Annotated in this window: 15 protein-coding genes and 1 tRNA gene; 12 read left to right on the forward strand and 4 right to left on the reverse strand. The window is 45.2% G+C overall.

Annotated elements, in window-relative coordinates; translation table 11 throughout:
- Positions 1-9: 9 nt before the first annotated feature.
- The 7 genes from LG272_RS07970 to LG272_RS08000 all read left to right on the forward strand — a co-directional run bounded on the left by LG272_RS07970 (position 10) and on the right by LG272_RS08000 (position 13,961).
- Entirely contained in the window at positions 10-1,395 is a 1,386-nt protein-coding gene (locus LG272_RS07970; RefSeq protein ID WP_404407812.1) for a sodium-dependent transporter, read from the forward strand.
- Between the two features lie 22 nt (positions 1,396-1,417).
- Positions 1,418-2,881 carry a Na+/H+ antiporter NhaC gene (gene nhaC, locus LG272_RS07975; RefSeq protein ID WP_126758816.1) on the forward strand — a complete coding sequence of 488 codons (1,464 nt, stop codon included), beginning with the start codon at positions 1,418-1,420 and terminating at the stop codon, positions 2,879-2,881.
- A 22-nt stretch (positions 2,882-2,903) separates the two neighbouring features.
- Entirely contained in the window at positions 2,904-5,525 is a 2,622-nt protein-coding gene (pepN, locus tag LG272_RS07980) for an aminopeptidase N (RefSeq protein ID WP_404407815.1), read from the forward strand.
- A gap of 218 nt (positions 5,526-5,743) precedes the next feature.
- Positions 5,744-10,588, forward strand: a complete 4,845-nt coding sequence (locus LG272_RS07985) for an NAD-glutamate dehydrogenase (protein WP_404407817.1) — start codon at positions 5,744-5,746, stop codon at positions 10,586-10,588.
- 1 nt (position 10,589) lies between these two features.
- Positions 10,590-11,597 (forward strand): quinone-dependent dihydroorotate dehydrogenase, encoded by a 1,008-nt coding sequence (locus LG272_RS07990; RefSeq protein WP_404407819.1) that lies wholly within the window; start codon positions 10,590-10,592, stop codon positions 11,595-11,597.
- 60 nt (positions 11,598-11,657) lie between these two features.
- Positions 11,658-12,206: a cell division protein ZapC domain-containing protein gene (locus tag LG272_RS07995; protein WP_126758820.1), complete on the forward strand. Its 549-nt coding sequence runs from the start codon at positions 11,658-11,660 to the stop codon at positions 12,204-12,206.
- A 42-nt stretch (positions 12,207-12,248) separates the two neighbouring features.
- Positions 12,249-13,961: a 5'-nucleotidase C-terminal domain-containing protein gene (locus LG272_RS08000; RefSeq protein WP_404407821.1), complete on the forward strand. Its 1,713-nt coding sequence runs from the start codon at positions 12,249-12,251 to the stop codon at positions 13,959-13,961.
- A gap of 112 nt (positions 13,962-14,073) precedes the next feature.
- On the opposite strand, the gene LG272_RS08005 is transcribed toward LG272_RS08000, so the two are convergent.
- A tRNA-Met gene (locus LG272_RS08005) sits at positions 14,074-14,150 on the reverse strand.
- A 173-nt stretch (positions 14,151-14,323) separates the two neighbouring features.
- Here LG272_RS08005 and rlmKL point away from each other — a divergent pair.
- The 5 genes from rlmKL (at position 14,324) to rmf (ending at position 20,755) form a co-directional block, all read left to right on the forward strand.
- Entirely contained in the window at positions 14,324-16,471 is a 2,148-nt protein-coding gene (gene rlmKL, locus LG272_RS08010; protein WP_404407823.1) for a bifunctional 23S rRNA (guanine(2069)-N(7))-methyltransferase RlmK/23S rRNA (guanine(2445)-N(2))-methyltransferase RlmL, read from the forward strand.
- Positions 16,464-16,700, forward strand: a complete 237-nt coding sequence (locus tag LG272_RS08015; RefSeq protein ID WP_126758823.1) for a glutaredoxin family protein — start codon at positions 16,464-16,466, stop codon at positions 16,698-16,700. The genes rlmKL and LG272_RS08015 overlap by 8 nt, the downstream gene beginning before the upstream one ends.
- Positions 16,697-18,604, forward strand: coding sequence for an ABC transporter ATP-binding protein (locus LG272_RS08020; RefSeq protein WP_404407826.1), 1,908 nt, complete (start codon positions 16,697-16,699; stop codon positions 18,602-18,604). The genes LG272_RS08015 and LG272_RS08020 overlap by 4 nt, the downstream gene beginning before the upstream one ends.
- A 7-nt stretch (positions 18,605-18,611) precedes the next feature.
- Complete coding sequence (locus LG272_RS08025; RefSeq protein ID WP_404407828.1) at positions 18,612-20,360, forward strand: DUF3466 family protein; 1,749 nt, start codon at positions 18,612-18,614, stop codon at positions 20,358-20,360.
- Between the two features lie 221 nt (positions 20,361-20,581).
- Positions 20,582-20,755, forward strand: coding sequence for a ribosome modulation factor (rmf, locus tag LG272_RS08030; RefSeq protein ID WP_126758826.1), 174 nt, complete (start codon positions 20,582-20,584; stop codon positions 20,753-20,755).
- Between the two features lie 65 nt (positions 20,756-20,820).
- Here rmf and fabA read toward each other — a convergent pair whose 3' ends face one another.
- From fabA to LG272_RS08045, 3 genes are all read right to left on the reverse strand, one after another.
- Positions 20,821-21,333 (reverse strand): 3-hydroxyacyl-[acyl-carrier-protein] dehydratase FabA, encoded by a 513-nt coding sequence (gene fabA / locus LG272_RS08035; protein WP_126758827.1) that lies wholly within the window; start codon positions 21,331-21,333, stop codon positions 20,821-20,823.
- A gap of 108 nt (positions 21,334-21,441) precedes the next feature.
- Positions 21,442-23,355, reverse strand: coding sequence for an AAA family ATPase (locus LG272_RS08040; protein ID WP_126758828.1), 1,914 nt, complete (start codon positions 23,353-23,355; stop codon positions 21,442-21,444).
- Between the two features lie 67 nt (positions 23,356-23,422).
- Complete coding sequence (locus LG272_RS08045; protein ID WP_404407831.1) at positions 23,423-24,283, reverse strand: TraB/GumN family protein; 861 nt, start codon at positions 24,281-24,283, stop codon at positions 23,423-23,425.
- Positions 24,284-24,374: the final 91 nt, after the last annotated feature.

Raw genomic sequence — 24,374 nt, forward strand, 5'->3', positions numbered from 1 at the left:
ACAACAGTCATGCATGAGTCTCCTTCTATTGCGAATCGCTGGTCGAGTCGTTTACTTTTTATTCTGGCCTCAACAGCTGCCGCCGTCGGTCTCGGTAATATTTGGAAGTTTCCTTATATTACAGGAGAGAATGGCGGTGGGGCGTTTGTGCTTGTTTATCTGCTTTGTATCGCCGGTATTGGCTTACCAATAATGATTGCCGAGATTGTCATTGGTCGCCGCGGCAGGCACAGCCCAGGTTATGCAGCACGAAAAGTTGCACAAGAATCCGGTCGTAGTAAAGCGTGGCAAATTACCGGCTGGATGGGCATGGCTACGGGCTTTTTGGTACTAAGCTTTTATGCGGTAATTGCCGGTTGGGCACTGGCTTACGTATTTGAAGCTGGAAGTGGCGCCTTTGCAGGTGCCAGCGTCGCCGAAATTAGTGATATTTTCGACGGGTTAGTGAGTTCGTCAGCGCAACTTACATTTTGGCATGCGACGATTATTGTCGGCGTAGTATTCGTTGTTGGTAATGGCATTAAAGACGGACTTGAGCGCGCGGTATCCTGGATGCTGCCAGCAATGGTACTGTTGCTGATTGGGCTTGCTAGCTATGCAGCGTATATCGGTGATTTCGGTGCAGCTATTGAGTTCATGTTCGCGCCTGATTTTTCAGAATTATCAATTAATGGCGTGATGTTAGCTCTCGGGCATGCTTTCTTTTCTCTCGGCTTAGCCTCTGGCGTGGTAATAATGTACGGCGCTTACTTGTCCAAGTCGACCTCGATTATTCAAACATCGTTGTGGGTTGCGCTAGCTGATACGTTTGTTGCCTTGCTTGCTGGTTTGGCTATTTTCCCTATCGTTTTTGGCAGTCAGTTAGCACCGGAAGCTGGGCCTGGGCTTATATTCCAAACTTTACCTGTTGCATTTAGCCAAATGCCGGGTGGCACCGCTTTGGGTACCGTATTCTTCATCATGCTCGTCATTGCGGCATTTACTTCCGCCATAGCGATGATTGAATCAGCCGTTGCCTTTTTGGAAGAGCGTTTCAATTTAGGTCGTTGGACGGCAACTATGGGAGCCGGTTTCATATTATGGCTATTAGGTCAGATTACTATCTATAGTTTCAGCGGTGCAGAGTGGACACAATTAAACTGGCAAATTAGCGAAGAAAAATCTCTGAAAAGCTGGTTTGACGTGATTGATTACACAACGTCAAACATCCTGCTGCCGTTAGGTGGTTTATTGCTCGCTATTTTTGCGGGTTGGGTGATGAAGACAAGTTTCAGCCAAGACGAGCTCGATACGCAGCCAATAGCATTTAAAATTTGGCACTTCATCGTGCGCTATTTGGCACCGATAGCAATTATTCTGATTTTTCTGCAACTGATCGGTATTATTCAGTTTTAATTTCTGGGTTTAGAGAATATTTATGCAAAATACAACAAAGGTGGGGCTGCGTACTCCAACCATATTACAAGCAGCAATACCGCTTTTAGCGTTGATAGTCATGTTAGCGCTCTCGGTTTATTTCTATGGTGAAGATTCTTCTTATGGCCCAAATCAGATAGCGCTGTGGGTAGCTGCTGGTGTAGCGCTCGCTATAGGCTTCTATAACAAGGTAAGTTGGGAACAAATTGAGGATGGCATTAAAGAGGGGATTTCAGTAGCGCTCGGCGCGTTATTGATTATTCTAGCCGTAGGTTCTCTCATCGGTACGTGGCTATTAGCTGGTACCGTACCTAGCATGATCTACTTTGGTCTGGAACTACTAAACCCAAGCTGGTTTTATGCGGCAACTGCTTTGATTTGTGCCATTATTTCGCTGGCCATTGGTAGCTCATGGACAACTGCGGCGACCATCGGTGTGGCGCTAATGGGCGTCGCTGCTGGAATGGACTTATCACCGGCAATTACAGCTGGTGCGGTGGTTTCAGGCGCTTATTTTGGCGATAAAATGTCACCATTAAGTGATACCACGAACTTAGCGCCGGCCGTCGCTGGCACTGAATTATTTGCGCATATTCGTTATATGGCATACACCGCGGGTCCGGCATTCATTATTACGCTAATTATCTTTGTGTTATTAGGTTTTAACGCTGAAAGCTCAGTGAGCTTGTTGGAACTTGAAAGAATGCAATTGGAGCTACGTAACACCTTCAATATTGGTTGGGTGATGTTAGTACCGCTGCTGGTATTGCTGTATTTGGCAGCAACACGCAAGCCAGCGCTTCCTACGGTATTTTTCGGTGCATTGCTGGGCGGCGTTTGGGCGCTGATTTTTCAGCCTGAAATGGTTAGCAAGCTGGCTGGCGGCGATACCTCAATGGTGGGCACCATAAAAGTAGTGTGGACCGCTCTGAGCGACGGTGTGACAATTGAAACGGGTTCAGCAGACCTCGATGACCTACTTAGTGGTGGCGGGATGTCTAGCATGTTGAACACGGTTTGGTTGATTCTAAGTGCCATGACCTTTGGCGCTATTATGGAAAAACTGGGCTTGTTACAGCGTTTAATTGCAGGTTTGCTTGGTTACGTGAAGTCGCTAGGTAGCCTTATTGCCGCAACGTTATTCACGTGTTTTGGTGCTAATGTATTAACCGCTGACCAATATATGGCGATTGTTCTACCTGGGCGCATGTACCGTGAAGAATACGAACGTCGCGGGCTTGACCCGCGTGTGTTATCACGCACACTAGAAGATAGTGCGACACTCACTTCGGCATTAATTCCATGGAATACCTGTGGTGCCTTCATGATGGGCGCATTGGGTGTTAGCCCTTGGATTTATGCACCGTTCGCATTCTTTAACTGGATAACACCGCTTATGGCATTATTTTATGCCTACACCGGCATTCGAATTCTGCGTTTGCCACCAGCAAAAGCCACCGCTTAAATTAATCGGTTTATAGGTAGTTATGACAGCATCAGCAGCAAAGTTCCGGAGCGATTATCGCGCTCCGGAATTTCTTATTCAGCGTATTGATTTAACGTTTCAACTTGATGAAGAACGCACAATTGTTACCAACCGAATGTTGGTTGTGCCACAAAAAACGCAACCGTCATTGCGTCTTCACGGTGAGCATTTAACTTTACAGCAGCTTGAACTCAACGGCGAATTGCTCTCACCAGACGCTTATCGTATTACCGACAAGCACCTTGAAATCATTCAAGTGCCAGCAACGCCATTTGAACTCGTTATAACGAACATGATTAACCCGTTAGCCAATACCGCATTAGAGGGGCTATATAAGTCGGGCGGGGCTTTTTGCACGCAATGTGAGGCTGAAGGGTTTCGCCGCATCACCTATTATCTAGATCGTCCCGACGTGTTGGCTGAATTCACCACTACCATTATTGCTAATAAACAACGTTACCCTTATTTGTTGAGTAACGGCAATAACATTAAACAAGGTGATAATAACGATGGTACGCACTGGGTAACGTGGCATGATCCGCATCCAAAACCTGCTTATTTGTTTGCATTAGTTGCTGGTGATTTTGACGTTCTTACTGACAACTACACAACTTGCAGTGGGCGCGAAGTGCGACTTGAGTTATTTGTCGACAAAGGCAATCTTAAGCAAGCCGAGTTCGCAATGACCTCGCTCAAAAATTCAATGCGCTGGGACGAAGAACGTTTTGGATTAGAGTACGATCTTGACATTTATATGATTGTCGCGGTCGATTTCTTTAATATGGGCGCCATGGAAAATAAAGGCCTTAACGTTTTCAACTCACGCTATGTACTTGCAGATGCGAGAACCGCAACCGATCAAGATTTCTTGAACGTTGAATCGGTAATAGGGCATGAGTACTTCCATAACTGGACTGGGAATCGAATTACTTGCCGAGATTGGTTCCAGTTGAGTTTAAAAGAAGGGTTAACGGTTTTCCGTGATCAAGAATTCAGCTCTGATTTGGGCTCGCGCGCTGTGAATCGTATCGATGCGATTCGCATTATACGCACCCATCAGTTCAACGAGGATGCCAGCCCGATGGCTCATCCTATTCGCCCTGACAAGGTGGTAGAAATGAATAATTTCTATACCGTCACTGTCTATAATAAAGGGGCTGAAGTAATTCGAATGTTGCATACCTTGCTGGGCGAACAAGGCTTTCAGGCAGGTATGAGGCTATACGTTGAACGTCATGACGGGCAAGCTGTTACCTGTGACGATTTCGTGGCGGCAATGGCTGACGCAAATAAGTTCAATTTAGACGTATTCAAACGCTGGTATAGCCAAGCTGGCACCCCAACAGTAACTGTTACGCAGCATTATAATGAGCAGGCGCAAACATTAACTTTAAAGTTCTCGCAAATGACGCCAGCAACGCCGGGACAAACATCCAAACTGCCAGTACATATTCCGGTGTTACTTAGTGCTTATTCGCAATCTGGTAAACGCCTGACATTGGTCAACAAAAATCTGCGAGACCACGAATCCGGTAGTTCGTTGTTCGAATTGACATCTGAATACCAAACGCTTGAAATTCGAGACATTCCTGAGCGACCAGTCGTTGCTCTGATGGAGAATTTTAGTGCGCCAGTGAAGCTTGATGCCGAGCAGATTTTTGCGGATAGTCTTGTGTTATTGGCTCACGCTGAACAAGATGTTACTCGATGGGAAGCCGCGCAGCATATTTACGTAAAACTGATTCGTGATGCGGTTGAACAAAAACAACCGTTAATACTTCCAGAGTCGGTTGCTGAAGCGTTTAGGCAATTCGCTCAAGCAGATATTGATCCTGCACTTAAGGCACTCGTTTTCACTCCGCCAACCGTCGAGGAAATCGCTGAATATTACCCAACTGAAATCCCGATTGATGCGATTTTTGGTGCGGTCTACGAATTGCGCCAACAACTTGCAGCGAAGCTCCTTAAGGTCTTTGCCAATGTTTGGGATACACGAGTGGTGACGACGTATAAATTGACAGGTGATGATATTGCGAATCGCAGTTGGTTGCACACCGCGTTGTACTATCTTGCATTGCAGCTACCTGAACAATATAGCTCGGTTGTAGCGAACTACTTTAAGCAAGCGGACAATATGACGGCTCAACAGAGTGCGTTACAAATAGCTGTTCACCTGAAACTTGCTTGTAAACGAGAGTTACTCGATGCATTTGAACAGCAGTGGCTGGATACACCACTGGTTCTAGATAAATGGTTTGCTATTCAAGCGAGTACTCCGGACGCCTCTGTTGTTGAAACAGTCAATTCGTTGCAACATCATGCGAAGTTCGATCGCAATAATCCCAATCGTCAATATGCATTGTTTGCTACCTTTGGCCGCAATATGACTCAGTTTCATCGAATCGACGGCGCAGGGTATAAAATGACCAGCGAAATGATTCAATATTTAAATGACAAAAACCCGCAGGTTGCTGCGCGATTGGTCACGCCACTGACACAGTGGCGGCGATTTGACCAACAACGCCAGCAGTTGCTGAAAGTTGAACTAGAAAAGCTACAAAAATTACCAAATTTGGCAGCGGATTTAGACGAAAAAATCAGTCAAAGTTTGGGCTCGAATTAAGCGATTCCGAAGTGCTTTTGTAATAAACATGCAAAGCATCGTCATAATCATGTTCAGACCCCGAATTTCGTGGTCTGAACACTGATTTTTTCATGACAATAAGCATTGAATAACCAACCTAAATGTCCGACAATGATAGCAATTATTTCGTTGGGTGATAGTTACGCCAAGTAATTGTTGCCGCTTCGTTATATCTATCACGTAAAAAGGACACCATCATGAATGCGTTTGGCGAAGGCCAGATCCCCGTTGTACTGCAGAAGGTGGCTGATCTCATTCAGCAGCGAGCCACCAGTCGAGCCGATTTGATCTCCGATTTTGCGATGAGGTTATTCCGCAATATCTCACCGGATGATCTCTCGCTGCGCAACGACAGCGACATGTATGGTGCGGTGATGGGCTTATGGCATAGCTTCAATGATTATATTCCTGGTGAGAAAGCCCTCATCAAAATTTATAATCCTGAAGTAGCAAGGCATGGCTGGGAGTCTGCCCACACCATTATCGAGATTATTCAATCCGATAGTCCATTCATGGTGGATTCGATTCGTATGGCGCTGTCACGTCTAGGAATCACCTCACATTTATTATTGCATTTACCAATAAGTCATAAACGCGATGCGGATAATAACATTGTTGAGTTATTGAAAGCTGGTACGCGCAATGACGATAACGAAGTTGACACCGTATTTTTGATTGAGGTAGACCGTCAAACCAGCAAAGAAGCCATTACGACATTGAAAAAAGAACTGGCTTCGGTGATGGATGAGATTAATTTATCGGTTTCTGACTGGTTACCCATGCGCGAGCGTCTTAGCGAAATAGCTGAGAGCTTAAGTGACATCAAGTATCCAGGTGATCAGCAACAGCTAAAAGAAGCGCAACGTTTTCTCGCTTGGTTGGCGCAAGACAACTTCACCTTGATGGGCTATCGTCGTTACGACTTGAAGCCGGTTGAAGGCGACTACGTCATTCGTCAAAACGTTGAATCAAGCCTTGGTTTAATGCGTAAAAGCGCAACTAATAAAGACCGTTTAGTATCATCGCTACCAGAAATAGCGCGAGATATGACGTTTGACGAGAATATTTTGTTACTGACGAAAACAAATACCAAGTCACGTGTTCATCGTCCTGCTTATTGTGATTACATTGGCGTAAAGCGCTTTGATAAAAACGGCAAAGTAATTGGTGAAGATCGATTCATCGGTTTGTACTCAAGTAGCTTCTACAACAATAGCGCCCGCGACGTACCAATGGTAGGGGATAAGATCCGCCGTGTTATGGAAGCGTCAGGCTTTGCGCCAAACTCACATGCGGCAAAAGCACTATTAAATATTCTAGAAACTTATCCGCGCGATGAAATTGTTCAGGCGCCTGAAGATGACTTGCTTGAAGTAGGGCTTGGCGTCTTGCAAATGCAAGAGCGTGACATGACCCGCGTATTCGTGCGCCGCGATATTTTTGGACGCTTTGCTTCATGCATGGTTTACGTACCGAAAGAGCGTTACAACACGTTATTACGTCAAAAAACACAGCAAATTCTTGCGCGTACTTTCGCGAGTGAAAGCGAAGTCGATTTTACTACCTATTTTTCAGAATCATCGCTGGCTCGAACGCATTACACCGTTCGCCTTGGCGCACACGTACAGGACATTGACGTGAAAGAACTTGAACAGAATCTTATTGAAGCGGCGCGTACTTGGGAAGATAACTTTGAGCGCATTCTAAGTAGTACATTTGGCGAAGCAAAAGCGAATGCCTTAAACAAAAAATACGCTAACGCCTTTCCGCGTGCCTATAAAGAAGATGTGCTTCCATCGGTAGCGATTGCCGATATTGCGCAAGTTGAAGCACTTGATGACGATCATAAATTGGGCATGCTGTTTTATCGTTCACGTGAAGAGAACGAAACCAGCAAAAAGATCCGTTTAAAGTTATTCCATAAAGACGAGCCGATTCACTTATCTGATGTACTACCAATGTTGGAAAACTTTGGTTTGCGCATTATCGGTGAAAGCCCGTATCAAATTAAAACCTCCGATGGCGGTGTATTTTGGATTCTTGATTTCCAAATGCTTCACAGCAACGCGAAGTTAGATTTAGAAGCAAGCCGTGACGTTTTCCAAAACGCCTTTGCGCAAGTTTGGGATGGTCACTACGAAGACGATGGCTTTAACCGCTTGGTATTAAGCGCCGGTTTAACCGGACGTCAAGTTGTTATCTTGCGTATGTTCGCTAAATACATGCGTCAAATCGGTACAACGTTCAGTCAGTCTTATATTGAAAGCACGTTCAGCAAATATCCGTTGATTGCGAAGTTAATTGTTAAATTGTTCTACTCGAAATTTGACCCGAAAGAGAAGAGCCGGAACAAGAAAATTGAGGCGTTGGAAGCGCGTATCAGTTCTGAATTAGAGAACGTCGCAAACCTCGATGACGATCGTATCATTCGCCGTTATGTTGAATTGATTTTGGCTGCACTGCGCACCAACTTCTTCCAGGGTGATGCTGAAGGGCAAGAAAAACCATACATTTCAGTGAAGTTCATGCCTGAGATGATTCCAGAAATGCCGTTGCCATTACCTAAATACGAGATTTTCGTGTATTCGCCTCGGGTTGAAGGTGTGCACTTGCGTGGTGGTAAAGTTGCGCGTGGTGGTTTGCGTTGGTCAGATCGCCGCGAAGACTTCCGCACCGAAGTTTTGGGCTTGGTAAAAGCACAACAAGTGAAAAACACCGTGATTGTGCCAGTTGGTGCGAAGGGTGGTTTCTTCTGCAAACATTTGCCGGAAGAGCGCGAAGCGTTCTTTGAAGAAGGCAAAGCGTGCTACCGCACGTTTATTCGCGCATTGCTTGATATTACTGACAACATCGTCAACGGTGAAATCGTTCCACCAAAAGACGTTGTACGCCATGATGAAGACGATACTTATTTGGTTGTTGCAGCCGACAAAGGTACCGCAACGTTTTCAGACATTGCCAACGGCATTTCTGCCGAGTACAACTTCTGGTTGGGTGATGCCTTCGCGTCTGGTGGTTCAGTTGGTTATGACCATAAGAAGATGGGGATCACAGCACGTGGTGCTTGGGAATCCGTGAAGCGTCATTTCCGTGAAATTGGTATCGACTGTCAAACCACTGATTTTACCGCGGTGGGTATTGGTGACATGGCTGGCGACGTATTTGGTAACGGCATGCTGTTGTCAAAGCATACGCGTCTCATTGGTGCATTCAACCACATGCATATTTTTGTGGATCCGAATCCGAATGCTGAAAAAACCTACGCTGAGCGTGAGCGGATGTTTAAATTGCCTCGTTCATCGTGGGAAGATTTCGATAAATCATTGATTTCTGAAGGTGGCGGTATTTTCTCTCGCAGCGCGAAAGCAATTGAGCTTTCTCCTGAGATGAAAAAGCTATTTAACACTCAGAAGAAATCGTTTACCCCAAATGAATTGATCAAAGCGTTACTCACGCTAAACGTCGATTTGCTATGGAATGGTGGTATCGGTACCTACGTTAAATCAGTAAAAGAAAGTGATAGCGATGTGGGTGACCGCGCCAACGATGCTTTGCGCGTCAATGGTAAAGAATTACGCGCGAAAATTGTCGGCGAGGGCGGTAACTTAGGTTTCACTCAACTAGGTCGTATTGAATACGCTCGCAATGGCGGTCGTATCAACACCGATGCTATCGACAACGTGGGTGGTGTTGACTGTTCGGATAACGAAGTAAACATCAAGATTTTGCTGAACGGTTTAGTAGCAAACGGTGACTTAACGCGTAAACAGCGCGATCAGTTGCTCTATGACATGACAGATGAAGTGTCGCAGATCGTGATTAAAGATTGTTTCCGTCAATCACAGTCTATTTCTGTTACGGCCATTCGTGGTTCAGATCAGATTAAAGAACTACAACGCTTTATTCATCACCTCGAGCGTGAAGGGCAGTTGAACCGTGCTCTTGAATTTTTGCCAGATGACGATGAATTAGCAGAACGTCAAGCGCAAGGTAAAGGCTTTACTCGCCCAGAACTTGCTGTGATTACGGCTTACGGCAAAATGGTTCTAAAAGAACAATTGCTGGACGATGCGATCATGTCGGATCCTTTCCATGCTCGCTCGCTTATCAATGCGTTCCCGAAACCATTGCAAGAGAAGTACGCTGAAGCAATGGAAAACCACCCGTTGCGCGCACAGATTATTGCGACACGCTTAGCCAACAATATTGTGAACGACATGGGGCCTAACTTTGTCTATCGCAAAGTTGACGCAACCGGCTCGACCGAAGCTGAAGTTGCCTCAGCCTATGTTGTTGCCCGCGAATGTTTTGATTTGCGTGGTTTAATGGAGCAAATCGAAGCAGGAAACAATAAGATTCCTGCCGATGTTCAAAACAATATGTTGTTCCAGTTACGTCGCGTAGTTCGTCGCGCTACCCGCTGGTTCTTGCGTCACCGCAACCCGAATTTAACGACAATCCAAGAGCACTTGGATTTTTACAAAGCGAGTTTTGATGACTTGCGTAAAAATGTTCTGAATTACTTGGTTGACGATGAGCGTGCACAAATCGAAAAACAAATCGACAAGCTGCAAGCGCAAGGGGTTCCAGCGAAATTGGCACATAACATCGGTACACTAAGTACCTTGTTCTCAGCGTTGGATATCGCTGACATTACCAATGAAACTGGACGCAAAGTCAGTACCGTCGCACAAGCTTACTTCAAACTTGGCTCGCGCGTATCACTGCACTGGTTCTTAGATCAAATTAACAGCCAGCCAGTTGATAACCATTGGCAAGCGCTGGCTCGCGCAGCATTTCGTGAGGAATTGGATTGGCAACAACGTTCATTAACCATGAGCATGCTGAAAGCCGCAGACGCGAAGAAAGATGCAGACGAAATTGTTGAGTCTTGGTTGTCGGACAACAAGGTGTTTGTAGACCGTTGGTTAGTGATGCTTTCTGATTTCCGTACAACGAAGACACACGAGTTTGCCAAGTTCTCTGTTGCATTGCGTGAGTTGATGTTGTTGAACCACAATTGCACTTCGGTTAGCGCATAACATGTACGGATTGATGCGCAAGTGGCTGTTCAGTAAAGATGCTGAACAGTCACACGACCTCACCTTAGGTATGCTAAAACGCTTTGCTCACACGCCGCTTTCGTTGGCATGGCGACAACGTGTTCATGCCAAACCGGTCACCGTGATGGGAATTAACTTTCCAAATCCAGTCGGTTTAGCAGCTGGCTTGGATAAAAATGCCGAGTGCATTGATGCATTTGCGCAAATGGGATTTGGTTTTATTGAAGTTGGCACCGTCACACCACGTCCGCAGCCTGGAAATCCGAAGCCTCGCTTATTCCGTATTGTTGAAAAAGAAGCAATCATCAATCGAATGGGCTTTAATAACCTTGGCGTCGATCACCTTGTAGAGCAAGTGCAATTGGCTCGTTACCAAGGTGTGCTAGGTATTAACATCGGAAAAAATAAAGACACTCCGGAAGCCGAAGCGGTACAGGACTATTTGCACTGCATGCGCAAGGTTTATGCGCTTGCTAGCTATATCACCGTGAATATCTCATCGCCAAACACGCCTGGATTGCGTGAGTTTCAGCACGGTAGCGCTTTGCATGAACTTCTTGCTGCTTTAAAAGAAGAACAACAGCAGCTTGCGAAGCAACATGATAAATATGTCCCTATTGCGGTAAAAATAGCACCAGATTTAACCGATGATGGTATTCGCGCCATCACCGATGCACTTGTTCAACACGAAATTGATGCCGTGATTGCGACCAATACCACATTAAGTCGCGATGCCGTTGCCGGATTGCCTCATGCAGATGAAGCGGGTGGTTTAAGCGGACGCGTTCTTTTTGATGCGAGTACACATGTCGTTAAAGTTATCGCGAAGCATGCTCACGGTAAGCTACCAATCATAGCGGTTGGTGGTATTGATAGTGCTCAAGCCGCGCAGGAAAAGCTGCAAGCGGGGGCAAGCTTAGTGCAAATTTATACCGGTTTTATCTATCATGGTCCGCGTTTAATTCGCGATGTTGTGAATGCCTTGTAAATAACACCGTATTTCGATATTTTATTTGTTATCTAACAACGTAATAAAAAAGGAAATAGGGTGCACGCAACTTCGCAATGGCGATGGGTCTACGATCCAGACCAGCAACAATTGCAAATTGAGCTTGAACAAGGGCTGATTCATATCGCCCCTTACAAAGCCTCGCGATTGGTGCCGCTGCACGCTATGAATGCTGCATTTTCGATGGAAGATGCAGCGACTTTTCAAAGTTTTTACGATGCACTTGAAGCTTCGCAACGTTTATCGCCTAACGTTATGTTTGAAGCAGCTCTTAATCACACCATCTATCAACGCTATGGGCGTCCGCAGATGCCACAAAGTTGGTATTTTCAAACCGCTGAAGTTGCGCTCGACCATGAGCCAGAAGTTGGCTTGTTAGTGCGCCTAAACTCAGGTTTAGCCGATGTTCTTTGCGCGGTCTGTTCAATTGAAGGTGAGTTTGTTGAATGTATGGTATTGGCTGAACTGTTTCCGCTTTCAGATATTAAATCGCTACGACAGTTTGATGTGATTAAAGTAATGCCGAATCGTCTTCAACCGGCATTTAATCAATCTAAATCAACCACCGAAACATTGCGACAAGCCTAATTAGCCATGTGGTATCGCTATTTAGTTGCTGGGATTTGTTGTATGGCCAGTACCGCTGTAAATGCTGAATCAATAACACTTCGAATACTGGCTACCAGTGATGTTCATGGCCACTTCACGGGTTTTAATTATTTTTCGCAGCAGCCTGAAGCCAAAGGTTTAGCGCACACCGCAGTATTAATCGAGCAAGCAAGAGCTTCTGCCGATATCAGTGTGTTGATTGAAAATGGCGATTTAATTCAAGGCTCACCATTCACTGATTACATGGTTGAAGCGGCCAAAATGCAGGAGCAGTTACCCTTGGCCAGCTTGCTGAATAGCATGGGATATGATGCGGTTAACCTTGGAAACCATGAATTCAATTACGGTCTTGAATATTTATCCCGTGCCTACGCCGGCGTTTCAGCTCCTATTTTAAGTGCTAACCTGCATTCAAATTCATCCTTTGCCAAGCAACATTTGCTTCATAAGCCCTATGTGATTATTCCAAAAACTGTGACCAACAGTTCAGCTCCAAATGCGTCATCGACGAACACAATAAATATTGGCTTGGTTGGTGTGCTCCCACCACAAATTATGCAATGGGATACTCATCATTTAACCAACCATGTCAGCGTCGAACCAATGTATGATGCAGCACGGCGCGCTGTTAAGGCAGCTCGGAATGACGGTGCTGACATTGTCATTCTAGTGGCTCATACAGGCATGCCGAAACATACCAGTGAAGGTGGTGATAGCGAGCAGGGGGTGTGGGAACTTGCCCAGATAGATGGTATCGATGGCATTATATTTGGTCACCAACATGAAGTATTTCCAGGAACTGATGTTTACGACGGCTTAGATCAAGTTGATAGCAAAAACGGCACAGTATTTGGTATTCCCGCGGTACAACCCGGTGTACATGGAGAACACCTTGGTATTATTAATTTTGTCGTCAATTACTCCGAACAACTTAAGCGCTGGGAAGTTCAATCGAAATCAGCCAAAGTTGAACGCGTGACTTCTTCGCGCGACGAGTTACTCGTTAATCAACTAAAACCTGCACACCAAGCGACGTTAGCGTTTATGCAGCAGCCTATTGGGCACTCACAAGCAACGTTGAGCCAACAATTGGCACGCATTGAACCAACCTTGGCAATGCAGCTGATTCATGATGCACAACTTTGGTATATTGATCGCTACGCACAAGCCAATGCGCAATCATGGACAGAATTACCTCGATTAAGTGCGGTCGCGCCGTTTAACGCCGCGCTTTCGGCATCAGATGACTTCACCTCAATTGAGGCAGGAGCGGTGACACTCGGCGATATCGGCGATTTATACCGCTACCCAAATACCTTAGATGTTGTCGTCGTGACGGGAGCGACGCTGAAGGCTTGGTTTGAAGATGCCGCGTCAGCATTGCAGTTAGGTACTACCGAGGATCACTGGTCCTGGATAAACACAGACGTCCCATCTTATCAATTCGACACATTTAGCGGAATTAACTACCAAATTGACCCAAGCCAACCAATAGGAAAGCGGGTTCAAACCTTACCCGAGATCATAAATGAACAAAAATACGCGGTGGTGACGAATAACTATCGTGCCAATGGTGGTGGTGACATTGCGGATTTAGATGGTAGCCAAATTATTTATAGTAGCCCTGATCAAATACAGCATATATTGATTGAGTATTTGCGTTCGTTGGGAGATGAGGGATATCCAGCCACTCTCCACCAAAACTGGAAGATCGAAAAGCGAGAGCGATATTAGCTGTTAGATATTAGATATTAGTTTGGGAGATATTAGAAAGTTGGGGTTTGTTTTTGATTTTAGCTAATATCAAATATCCAATAGCTCATATCTTTTTTGGTATTCAGGAAATTGGTTGCGGGGGCAGGATTTGAACCTACGACCTTCGGGTTATGAGCCCGACGAGCTACCAGACTGCTCCACCCCGCGTCCGATGCTGCGCATGTTATAGCTTGCTCTAGGTAAACGCAAGCACTGATTGAACCGTTCGCTTATTAAATAGACGATTCACGTTCAACCGCCCAATAAACCAGCAATTCACGCAATACACATGGCTGTGAGTTCGCTATAATAGCGCCATGTTACATAACTTAGATGCATCCATGACCACACAGTCAACTTCATTTCGTTTATTCGCAAATTGCGCCAAAGGTCTTGAACCTCTTTTATTTGATGAATTAACCCAACTTGGCGTTTCTGAAGTTCGGCAAACTGCTGGCGGCTGTTGGTTTCAGGGTGAGCTTGCTGATGCTTATCGTGTTTGCATCTGGACTCGCCTTGCGAACCGCGTGCTATTAACGCTTGGCGAAACCTTTATTAAGAATGCGAAGGATATTCCTGTAGCTGTTGCGCAAACAGAGTGGGAAAACATATTCAGAGCGGATCAAACCTTTATTATTGATTTTAGTGGGCGTAATCACGAAATTCGTCACACTCAATTCGGCGCGCAGCTGATAAAGGACGGTATCGTCGACCGATTTCGTGAGCAAGGATTGCCGCGACCAAATGTATCGAAAGAATTACCAGATATTCGCATCAACGCTCACATTCAAAAAGAAAAATTAACTTGGTATCTCGATTTGGCGGGTGAGAGCCTTCACAAACGAGGCTATCGCCAACAACAAGGTACCGCGCCATTAAGAGAAACGCTCGCGGCTGCGGTTGTTCTGCGTAGCGGTATGACGAATAAAACGAATCTCGTGTTCGACCCATTCTGTGGTTCGGGAACTTTGTTGCTAGAGGCCGCGATGATTCGTCTTGATCGCGCTCCAGGTTTAACTCGCACAGAGTGGGGCTTCCAGCGCTGGGCTAAGCATGACGAGACCATCTGGCAACAAATTCGTGCTGATGCACAACAGCGTTTCGATTCGGCTTTAGCTCAGGCTGATGCACGGTTTATTGGTTATGACAATGACGCGAAGATGCTCGCCATTGCTGAGCAAAACGCAACACGACTCGGAATCGCAAACTTATGTGAATGGCAGCGAATGAATGCCGAGCAAGTAACCGCACCGAGCGAGCTATCTGAAAGGGCAGGTGAAACGCCGTTACTTATCTGTAACCCGCCATACGGCGAGCGTTTAGGCGAAGAGATTGAAACACTGCTGTTATATCGTCGTTTCGGCGCGCAGTTGCGCGAACATTTCCATGGTTGGCAGGTTGGGGTACTTGCAGGTGACGATACCCTTCTTAAACGTATGAAATTGCGTAGTAACCGAAAATATAAGCTATTTAATGGCGCAATTGAGACCACTTTAGCCCTATATGACTTAACACAAGAGCAACCAGAGTTTACTCAAACGCAATCAAGTGATTTAGCTAACCGGCTTAAGAAAAACTGGCAAAAATTAGAAAAATGGTCGGCAAAAGAAGGGGTTAACGCTTGGCGCCTATATGATGCTGACCTTCCTGAGTACAACGCGGCTGTCGACGTTTATGATGATTGTTTAGTGATTCAAGAGTATGCGGCGCCTAAAGACATCCCGGAGGCGGTAGCCAAAGATCGTTTATGGTATTTGATTGACACATTGGCTCAAGAACTACCTTTTTCGGCGGAACATATGACGTTAAAGGTTCGTCAGAAGCAGTCCGGCAAGCAACAGTATCAAAAACAAGAACCTCGAGGTTTAGTGCGCATTGTGCACGAGTACAATGCTCAGTTTGAGGTGAATTTAAGTGATTATTTGGATACTGGCTTATTCCTCGACCATCGGTGGGCTCGACGAGAGCTCGGTAAAATCAGCGAGGACAAGTCGGTCTTAAATCTTTTCGCATATACGTGCTCGGCATCTGTTCATGCCGCGCTTGGTGGTGCTAAAGAAGTTGTTTCTGTCGATTTATCAAAGACATATTTAGCATGGGGGCAGCGCAACTTCACGCTAAACAAGTTATTTGGTCGACAATACCAATTCATTCAAGCCGACTGCATGCAGTGGTTACGTGAACAGCGGCCGCAGCAACGTTACGATGTTATCTTCTTAGATCCACCAACATTTTCGAATTCAAAGCGCATGGAAGATGTTCTCGACATTCAGCGCGACCACGTGATGCTACTTAAGTTAGCGGCTCGTTTATTGAAAGATAACGGCGTGATTTTATTTTCAAATAACAAACGTCGCTTTAAGTTAGATGAAGAGTTGTTAGCGGAAGCCTATTTAGTTGTTGAAGACTTAACACAACGCTCGATTTCACCAGATTTTGCACGTCACAAGGGCATCCATCATTTATTCAAGGTTCGCCAAAGTGACTGATTTTTACTTATTAACGAAACCGAATTGTCCACTTTGCGATGAAGCATTAAAACTATTGCATCAAGCACAGCCGGAACAGCCAATTCGGTTGCATATCGTTGATATAAGCGAACAGCCAGACCTTCAAGAAGAATATGCCTGGTTAATTCCAGTATTAATTCGTGCTCATGATGACGCCGAGTTGCGTTGGCCGTTTCAGCAACCGCTAGAGGATTTTTTAACGACATGAATTTAGTTCGTTTACATCAAGCACAGCTCGCCTTTGGTAATGATCCGATTCTTGATCATGCGGATCTTGTTATCGAATCAGGCGAACGTGTTTGTATTGTCGGTCGTAATGGGGCCGGTAAGTCGACATTATTAAAAGTAATTGCCGGCGAAGTATTACTTGATGATGGCGAGGTTCAGGTTGTTGGTGATACCGTTGTTGCTCGCTTACCACAAGATCCTCCTGCAAATTCCCCGCAATCGGTCTATGACTATGTGGCAGAAGGCCTAGCAGATATTGGGGCAACGCTTCAGCAATACCATCACGCTGTACTTGAGCTAAATGAACAGCCTGATAATGATGCTGTTTTGCAACGTATGGCAACGCTACAAACTGCAATCGAGGCCGCTGACGGCTGGCAACTACAATCACGAATTGAAAGTATTTTGAGCCAACTTGAACTTCCAGAAGATGCCACCATGGATTCGTTGTCTGGCGGCTGGCTAAGGCGTGTAGCACTTGCACGGGCTTTGGTTGTTAATCCTGATTTGTTGTTGCTTGACGAACCAACTAACCATTTGGACGTTGAGATGGTCACTTGGCTTGAATCAATGGTCAAAGAGTTTCGTGGCGCGGTGTTATTTATCAGTCACGATCGTGCTTTTATTCGTAATCTCGCCACACGTATCATTGATCTCGACCGCGGCAATTTGACTAGCTTTCCAGGAAATTACGATAAATATCTCACAGCAAAACAAGAGCTTTTAGAAATCGAAGCCAATCAAAACGCTGAATTTGATAAAAAGTTAGCCCAAGAAGAAGCGTGGATCCGCCAAGGCATTAAAGCCCGCCGTACACGCAATGAAGGGCGGGTGAGAGCTCTTCAAGCCTTACGAAAAGAACGGCAAGCTCGACGCGAGCAACAAGGTTCGGCCAAGCTTGCTGTTCAAGAAGCCAACCGTTCTGGTAAGTTAGTGTTTGAAGGGGAGAACTTACAACTTAGTTTCGACGGCAAGATCATCCTCAAAGACTTTAATTTGACCTTACAGCGTGGCGATAAGCTCGCGTTAGTTGGACCAAACGGCTGCGGTAAAAGTACGTTAATTCGAGTATTACTGGGTCAACAACAGGTAGACTCAGGCTCCGTAAAGCGTGGAACTAATCTTGAAGTCGCTTATTTTGATCAGCATCGTGCACAATTAAATCCGGAGCTATCAGTTGCCGAAAATATTGGTGATGGCAAGCAAGATGTCACCTATAACGGTAAAACACGGCACATCCTAAGCTACTTACAAGACTTCTTATTCTCACCCAAGCAAGCTCGCACGCCCGTGAAAGCCTTGTCCGGCGGAGAGCGGAATCGGGCGTTATTGGCTCGACTATTTTTGCAGCCAAGTAACTTCCTGATTCTCGATGAACCGACCAATGATTTGGATATTGATACGTTAGAGTTATTAGAACAAATAGTAGCTGATTATCAAGGTACGGTGATTCTTGTTAGTCACGACCGAGAATTTGTTGATAATACGGCAACCAGTGTGCTTTTATTCGAAGGCGACGGTGTTATCACCGAAATTTTTGGTGGCTTCGCTGAAATTAATCATTATCTAAAAGAAAAGCAGGGAACTAAAGCAATAGAAGCTCGGTCAGACAAGCCAGATTCGAAGCCTCGGGCTTCTGCTGAGCCAAAGAAAAAGTTATCCTACAAGTTGCAACGCGAATTAGAAATGTTGCCGGAACGTATTGCTGCGCTTGAACAAGAACAAGAACAATTAGAGCAACAAGCAAATAATCCTGATTTTTATAATCAGCCACACACCGTCACAGCGCCTGTACTAGAGCGTTTAGGTGAGTTAGAGAATGAGCTTATGGCAGCGTTAGAACGCTGGGATGAATTAGAAAATTTACAACAAGAGAGCAGTTAAGCCATCTATGAAACAGTTTAAAACCCAGATACTTGTAGCAACAATCGCCTCTTCAATTGGCGCTTCTGCTGCAGCGCAAAACTACACCGTTCAGCCAATTACTACGCCGGATTCGGTTCAAAACACCTACGGCGTCGCGATAAATGATCAAGGCTTAGCCGCTTTACACATGCGTATACCTTTGGCGGCCGAACTCGATTTCGACTTAATTAGTGAAGCGTTGTTAGCCGATGCAGGGATTTCAACCGAGTTTGATCCGACTACCGATGAATTGACCTATGAACAGTACTTGGCTCTCGTTCAACGACTTGATGATCGGATTAACGGCTCGCTTTCAACGTTGCGTATTGCCGTTAATTTTGCCGGTGACTATGACGGCCAATCCACTTCGTTACCAGCGTTATTAAATAGCGCCGGTAATGCTTCATCAAGTCAACAAAACTCGGCTGACCATCAATTTTTAGGCCTCAATCAAAATAATGTTCGCGTAGGAATTGCGTCGGCGCCTTATACACGCTTCGAACATACGTTTCAGCCAGAGGCAGAAGAGGGCGGTGAAACGCCTGATCCAGTAACTATTAACTATGCTCAGCGAGAATTTACGAGCCGGGCGTTATGGTACGATGGGACAAATTATCAGTTGCTTGAACCTGCAGAACAAACCGCATTAGGTGGCGAATCTGGATTATTCGACATTAATGAAAACAATGTTGCCGTTGGTTTTCAAAGTGTCGCTGTCACACCGCAAGCCCAATCACGTCTTGAAACCTGTGCAGAATTAGAGTCAAGCACATCGGCTTCGACGACACCGTACACCTGCATGTGGAGTGCCTGGCATACTTATCAAAGTGGTACCGCGAGTAATTTATCAAACCGCGGTTCACAACTTGCCACTAATGGCTCTATGTACGATATGCATGCCACTGTATGGCAGTTAGATGCGCAGGGCGCTGTTATTAGTGAGACCACTTACGCACCATTAATGGAGCGTATAGAAGGTGATGACTTTCATTGGTCTACATACGCTTTTGCGGTGAATAATAACGGTATCGCTGTTGGTCAGAGTTGGACTTACTATGGTGATGAACCAGCAGTTGGTGGTCGTATTAAAATGCCAGCAATATTTGTGAATGGTGAAACACGCGCCGTAACAACAAGCGAAGATTATTTCTGGGGTGCAGCAACCGATATCAACGATGACGATATTGCGATTGGCTATGTGCTACAAAATATTCAAGGAACACGTCGCGCTGTTCCGTTCACTTATTCAGTAACCGATGAGACCTTCACAACCTTACCAACCTTGTTTGTTGGTTCGGCGACCTATCCGAATGCCATTAATGATCAAGGAATCATCGTCGGTAGCGCGGAAATTGATACGCAAATTGATTCCGCACGGCGTCGAGTTGGCTATTACTTTGATTTAAATAATCCAGATCAGGGTTTGATTAACCTTAACGAAGCGATTGGTTGCGATTCGGATTATTTTATTGTGTCAGCCGATTCTGTGAATGAACAAAACCAAATTTTGGTAACTGCAACCAAAGAACGCGAGTATACCGATGAAAATGGTGAGGTAAAAAGCGAGCAGGTAGCCGAAACACTCATACTAAACCCTGAGAGTGGGGAATTTACTGGCTGTACAAGTGATGAGGATAAAATCGTACGCCAAGGTGCGGTTACAACCCCATGGGGTATATTATCTATGTTATTGATTGGCGGTCTTATTACACTTAGACGCAAATTTGAAAGCTAACTAAACAAGTTATTCTAAGTAGCCAATAATTAATAAACGGCGTGTTTTCATCGACTTAAAAAGTCGCTCTGGAATACGCCGTTTTTTTAATTTGAACTCCCGTACAGAATTGCTATCTATTAAATAGAGCGTCATGAAAAATTAAAGAACTCTCTCAGAGAAAATGTTCGGCGCTCTTCTTAATAAGTCACACGAACAAAAACTGGACGAGGAAGTGAATTATGAAACGACAAAAACGCGATCGCCTAGAACGTGCGCACGCACAAGGTTTTAAAGCCGGAGTATCTGGTCGTTCAAAAGAACTATGTCCCTACCAGAATCAAGACATACGGTCCCAGTGGTTAGGCGGTTGGCGCGATGCGATGGAAGCGCGAGGCGGCGGTTTATTTCGCTAACACCCCAAGGTAAATAAAAATTACAAAAAAGCCCGCAGAGCGGGCTTTTTAACATTTAATGCTCGTTAAAATGTTGAGGTATCGGTGAACAACCCAACTTTAAGATCTTTCGCGGTGTAAATAGTTTTACCATCAACTTCAACACGACCATCTGCAATTCCCATATACAAAGAGCGTTTCAAAACACGCTTCATATCAATGAAATAGCTGACTTTTTTCGCAGTCGGTAAAATTTGACCAGTGAATTTCACTTCGCCAACACCAAGCGCACGCCCGCGACCAGGGCCACCAAGACAGGCAAGGAAGAAACCAGTAAGCTGCCACATGGCATCGAGGCCTAAGCAACCTGGCATCACTGGATCACCAATGAAATGGCAATCGAAGAACCAAAGATCAGGTGTAATATCCAACTCAGCGTGAATAAAACCCTTACCATACGCGCCGCCGTCTTCAGTAATTTCGACAACACGATCCATCATTAACATGTTAGGAGCGGGGAGTTGGCTGTTGCCTGGACCAAACATTTCGCCACGAGCGCATGCAAGTAGCTCTTCACGAGTAAAGCTAGATTGTTTCATAAATACCTTGTTGAGTGTTGCGTTTCACAAATGTAACGCCTATCGAGTGAGACAGATAGGCGCTAGATTAGCGAACACGTGTACGCTTAACAAGTCCGACAAGTATTTTCAGTTGAACCAACGCCGCCACCACGGCACTTCACGCTCAATTTGTTGAAGCTCGTTTAAGCGTTGTTCAATGCGCGCATATAATTGTTTTTGCTCAGTTTGTGTCAATAATTCGAGCGCTTCACCAACGTGTTCAATGGCATAAACATGAAATTTATTATCAGCCACTGCTTGAATCACTTCGTCAGAAAGGTTGAGTTGACTCAAATTAGCAGCGGGAATAATAACGCCTTGCTTAGCGGTTAGACCGCGGGTTCGGCATAATTCAAAGTAACCTTCAATTTTTTCGTTCACTGCACCAATGGCTTGCACACGTCCAAATTGATCAACCGCGCCGGTAATCGCCAAACCTTGCTGAATAGGAGCTTCTGCAAGTGCTGATAATAAGCAACAAAGCTCAGCCAGTGAGGCGCTGTCGCCATCAACTTCATGATAGGACTGTTCGAAGACGATTGTTGCTGACAGTGCCATGGCTTCATTGCGGGCAAATACGTTGGCAATATAAGCACTTAAAATCATGACCCCCTTGGTATGAATACTGCCACTAAGCTCGGATTTTCGATCAATATCGATAATGTCGCCATCACCATAATGAACGGTTGCAGTTATACGAGTTGGCTCACCAAACTCGTGACCACCAGCAGTAATCACCGTCAAACCATTAATTTGTCCAACAACTTCGCCTTCGGTAGCAATATAAACCTGTCCCTCTAGAATCGCACGGCGACTCAACTCGGCAATATAACCATCGCGATCGTGACGTTGTTTTAGCGCTTGTTGTAAATGACTGGCCGAAATCTCTTTGCTTGCAGAAGTTTGGGCAATTGCACAGGCTTCCCGCATGAGCTGCATAATGGCAATGGTGTCGAGTGATAGTTCGGTTTGAAAATCGGTAATTCGCGTCACAAATTTAAATAGTGCGGCATACGCGTCTGCAGCCAAAGGCAACACTGCAGACTCTCGCTCAACATAACTGAGATAATCAAAGTAGGGGGCTAATGGCGCATTTTGTAGTGAGTAATGACTCGAGAAATCAGCTAAATATGGAAATAAATTGTCGAAATCGCGATCGAGTTCACGAAGCTGCGCGTAGATATCGCGCTCACCAAGCAATAACACTTTGATATGAACCGGAATAGGTTCCGGTTGATAGTATGCCGCAATATTTGCGTCGCCTGGCTGCGGCCAATGAAACTCGCTGGTGCGTAAAATATACTTTAATTTGCGCCACAACCCTGGTTGAATCAGCAGTTCTTCTGCATCAATGGCGAGTACGCCACCGTTAGCCTTTAAAACCGCTCCGGCTTCTATTAGATGCAAATCTGACGAAATAGTACCTTCAACACTCTGTAAGCGAATACTACCGAAGAGACTCGCTTCAGTGACCCGATCGCACAACATAAAGGGTTCATTTTCATCATGAGATACAATAACCGTTGCCAATTCAGAGCCAGGCAAATCATCGAACGTTCTATCAATTATTAGCTCAATGTATTTGGCAACCCGATCGCTCGGAAAGGTTTCTAGAATGAAATCACGCAACGGCGCTCGTACTGATACATCAGCTTGCAACAGCTCCCACAATTTCACTAAAAAATCATTCGCTTTGCCACACGGTAAGTTGACACACAATGGTTCATTTGCTGATTCTGGGTTGGCAACGTAAACCCAATCGAACTTATTTGCATGGAGCCATTGTTGTTTCGATTCCACTTCATTGAGAACGTCGTAGGTGCGCATACCTGCGGGTGTTACAACAAACCCATGGGCATAACGTCCGGCAATGCTTAACGCTTGTTGTAGAGCCGATAAGGCCCGCTGTTGGCCAACGAGTGCACTCGGTGACGTGGCCGTAGGGCGCTGATTCGCCCATTCATCAATCTTTGGTTGTAGTGCTGCGGCAACAATGCGCATATAAGTAATCTCCTTTCTATCGCGCCCATGATACCACTGTGAGCGCCCGACGCCATGTCTTGTCACACTATTGAGGGGGAATAAAATTAATTGGAATTGGGGTGATTTTATATCCATGCTGGCGTAATAAATTTAATAACCCATTCGTACCACCCAAATGACCCGCGCCAACCGCAATAAATGTCGGCTTCGCAGCAATAAGGTCCGGTAATTCAGCTATCCAGTTTTTATTACGCTGGTTTAAAAATGCCTGTTCAAAGTTGTCAAAATCGGCTTGGCCACGCATAACTTCATACAGTTTTTCACCATTATCATCGAGATAAACCGCTTGTAACGCCTTTAATTCATCTTGATTTTGTTGTGGGTTCGCCGCCATTTCGTACAGAGCTTCTACTTGTTCTTGCAGCGGAATGCTGTCGAATAACGCGAATTGTTCGGCCACAGTTTCCAATCCAACAATTTCTTTTGAACTGGCCTGAGCTTGCTGCGTGAGCGTTTCATCAAGAAGTAAAGGCTGCGACGTACAATTCAGGAAATGTTGAAGAAATAGGGCGTTAATAAAGATCGGACGGAGGTTTTTAATTTGCTGATACGGATAACCCAAATCATTCTCCACAATACCTTGTAGGGTGATTTGTTGGTCTCGCGTCAAATATTTCGCTAAATAGTCAGCTGGTTGCTGCGACACATTTTGCTGTAAATAACGTTGTTGTTCGCTATCGGTTAAATCTATTTCAACAACAAGTTGATTGGCATCTGCAAAAGCTGAAGTGACTTCATGAGGTATTCTGGCATCCGCATCACAAACCATATGCATCGTTCCGAACAAATAAGCTGTCGGTTGCGATTGATGTTCAATCTTATAAAACACATTTGCAAAACTGCATGAACTGACAATTAAAAATATAAAACCAAACGAATAGTTCATCGCGCGTGCTCCAGCTTTAGATGTGGCTATCGAATATAGCCGAGAATATAACGAAAAGGGTTTAGATTTCGAATACGAAACCCACCTCTAT

This window comes from Pseudidiomarina marina, from assembly GCF_044807045.1.
GTDB classification, from domain to species: Bacteria; Pseudomonadota; Gammaproteobacteria; order Enterobacterales; family Alteromonadaceae; genus Pseudidiomarina; species Pseudidiomarina marina.

Coding starts and splice junctions, on each gene's coding strand:
- LG272_RS07970 (WP_404407812.1), top strand. CDS start 10: ATGCATGAGTCTCCTTCTATTGCGAATCGCTGGTCGAGTCGTTTACTT.
- nhaC (WP_126758816.1), top strand. CDS start 1,418: ATGCAAAATACAACAAAGGTGGGGCTGCGTACTCCAACCATATTACAA.
- pepN (WP_404407815.1), top strand. CDS start 2,904: ATGACAGCATCAGCAGCAAAGTTCCGGAGCGATTATCGCGCTCCGGAA.
- LG272_RS07985 (WP_404407817.1), top strand. CDS start 5,744: ATGAATGCGTTTGGCGAAGGCCAGATCCCCGTTGTACTGCAGAAGGTG.
- LG272_RS07990 (WP_404407819.1), top strand. CDS start 10,590: ATGTACGGATTGATGCGCAAGTGGCTGTTCAGTAAAGATGCTGAACAG.
- LG272_RS08000 (WP_404407821.1), top strand. CDS start 12,249: ATGGCCAGTACCGCTGTAAATGCTGAATCAATAACACTTCGAATACTG.
- rlmKL (WP_404407823.1), top strand. CDS start 14,324: ATGACCACACAGTCAACTTCATTTCGTTTATTCGCAAATTGCGCCAAA.
- LG272_RS08020 (WP_404407826.1), top strand. CDS start 16,697: ATGAATTTAGTTCGTTTACATCAAGCACAGCTCGCCTTTGGTAATGAT.
- LG272_RS08025 (WP_404407828.1), top strand. CDS start 18,612: ATGAAACAGTTTAAAACCCAGATACTTGTAGCAACAATCGCCTCTTCA.
- rmf (WP_126758826.1), top strand. CDS start 20,582: ATGAAACGACAAAAACGCGATCGCCTAGAACGTGCGCACGCACAAGGT.
- fabA (WP_126758827.1), bottom strand. CDS start 21,333: ATGAAACAATCTAGCTTTACTCGTGAAGAGCTACTTGCATGCGCTCGT.
- LG272_RS08040 (WP_126758828.1), bottom strand. CDS start 23,355: ATGCGCATTGTTGCCGCAGCACTACAACCAAAGATTGATGAATGGGCG.
- LG272_RS08045 (WP_404407831.1), bottom strand. CDS start 24,283: ATGAACTATTCGTTTGGTTTTATATTTTTAATTGTCAGTTCATGCAGT.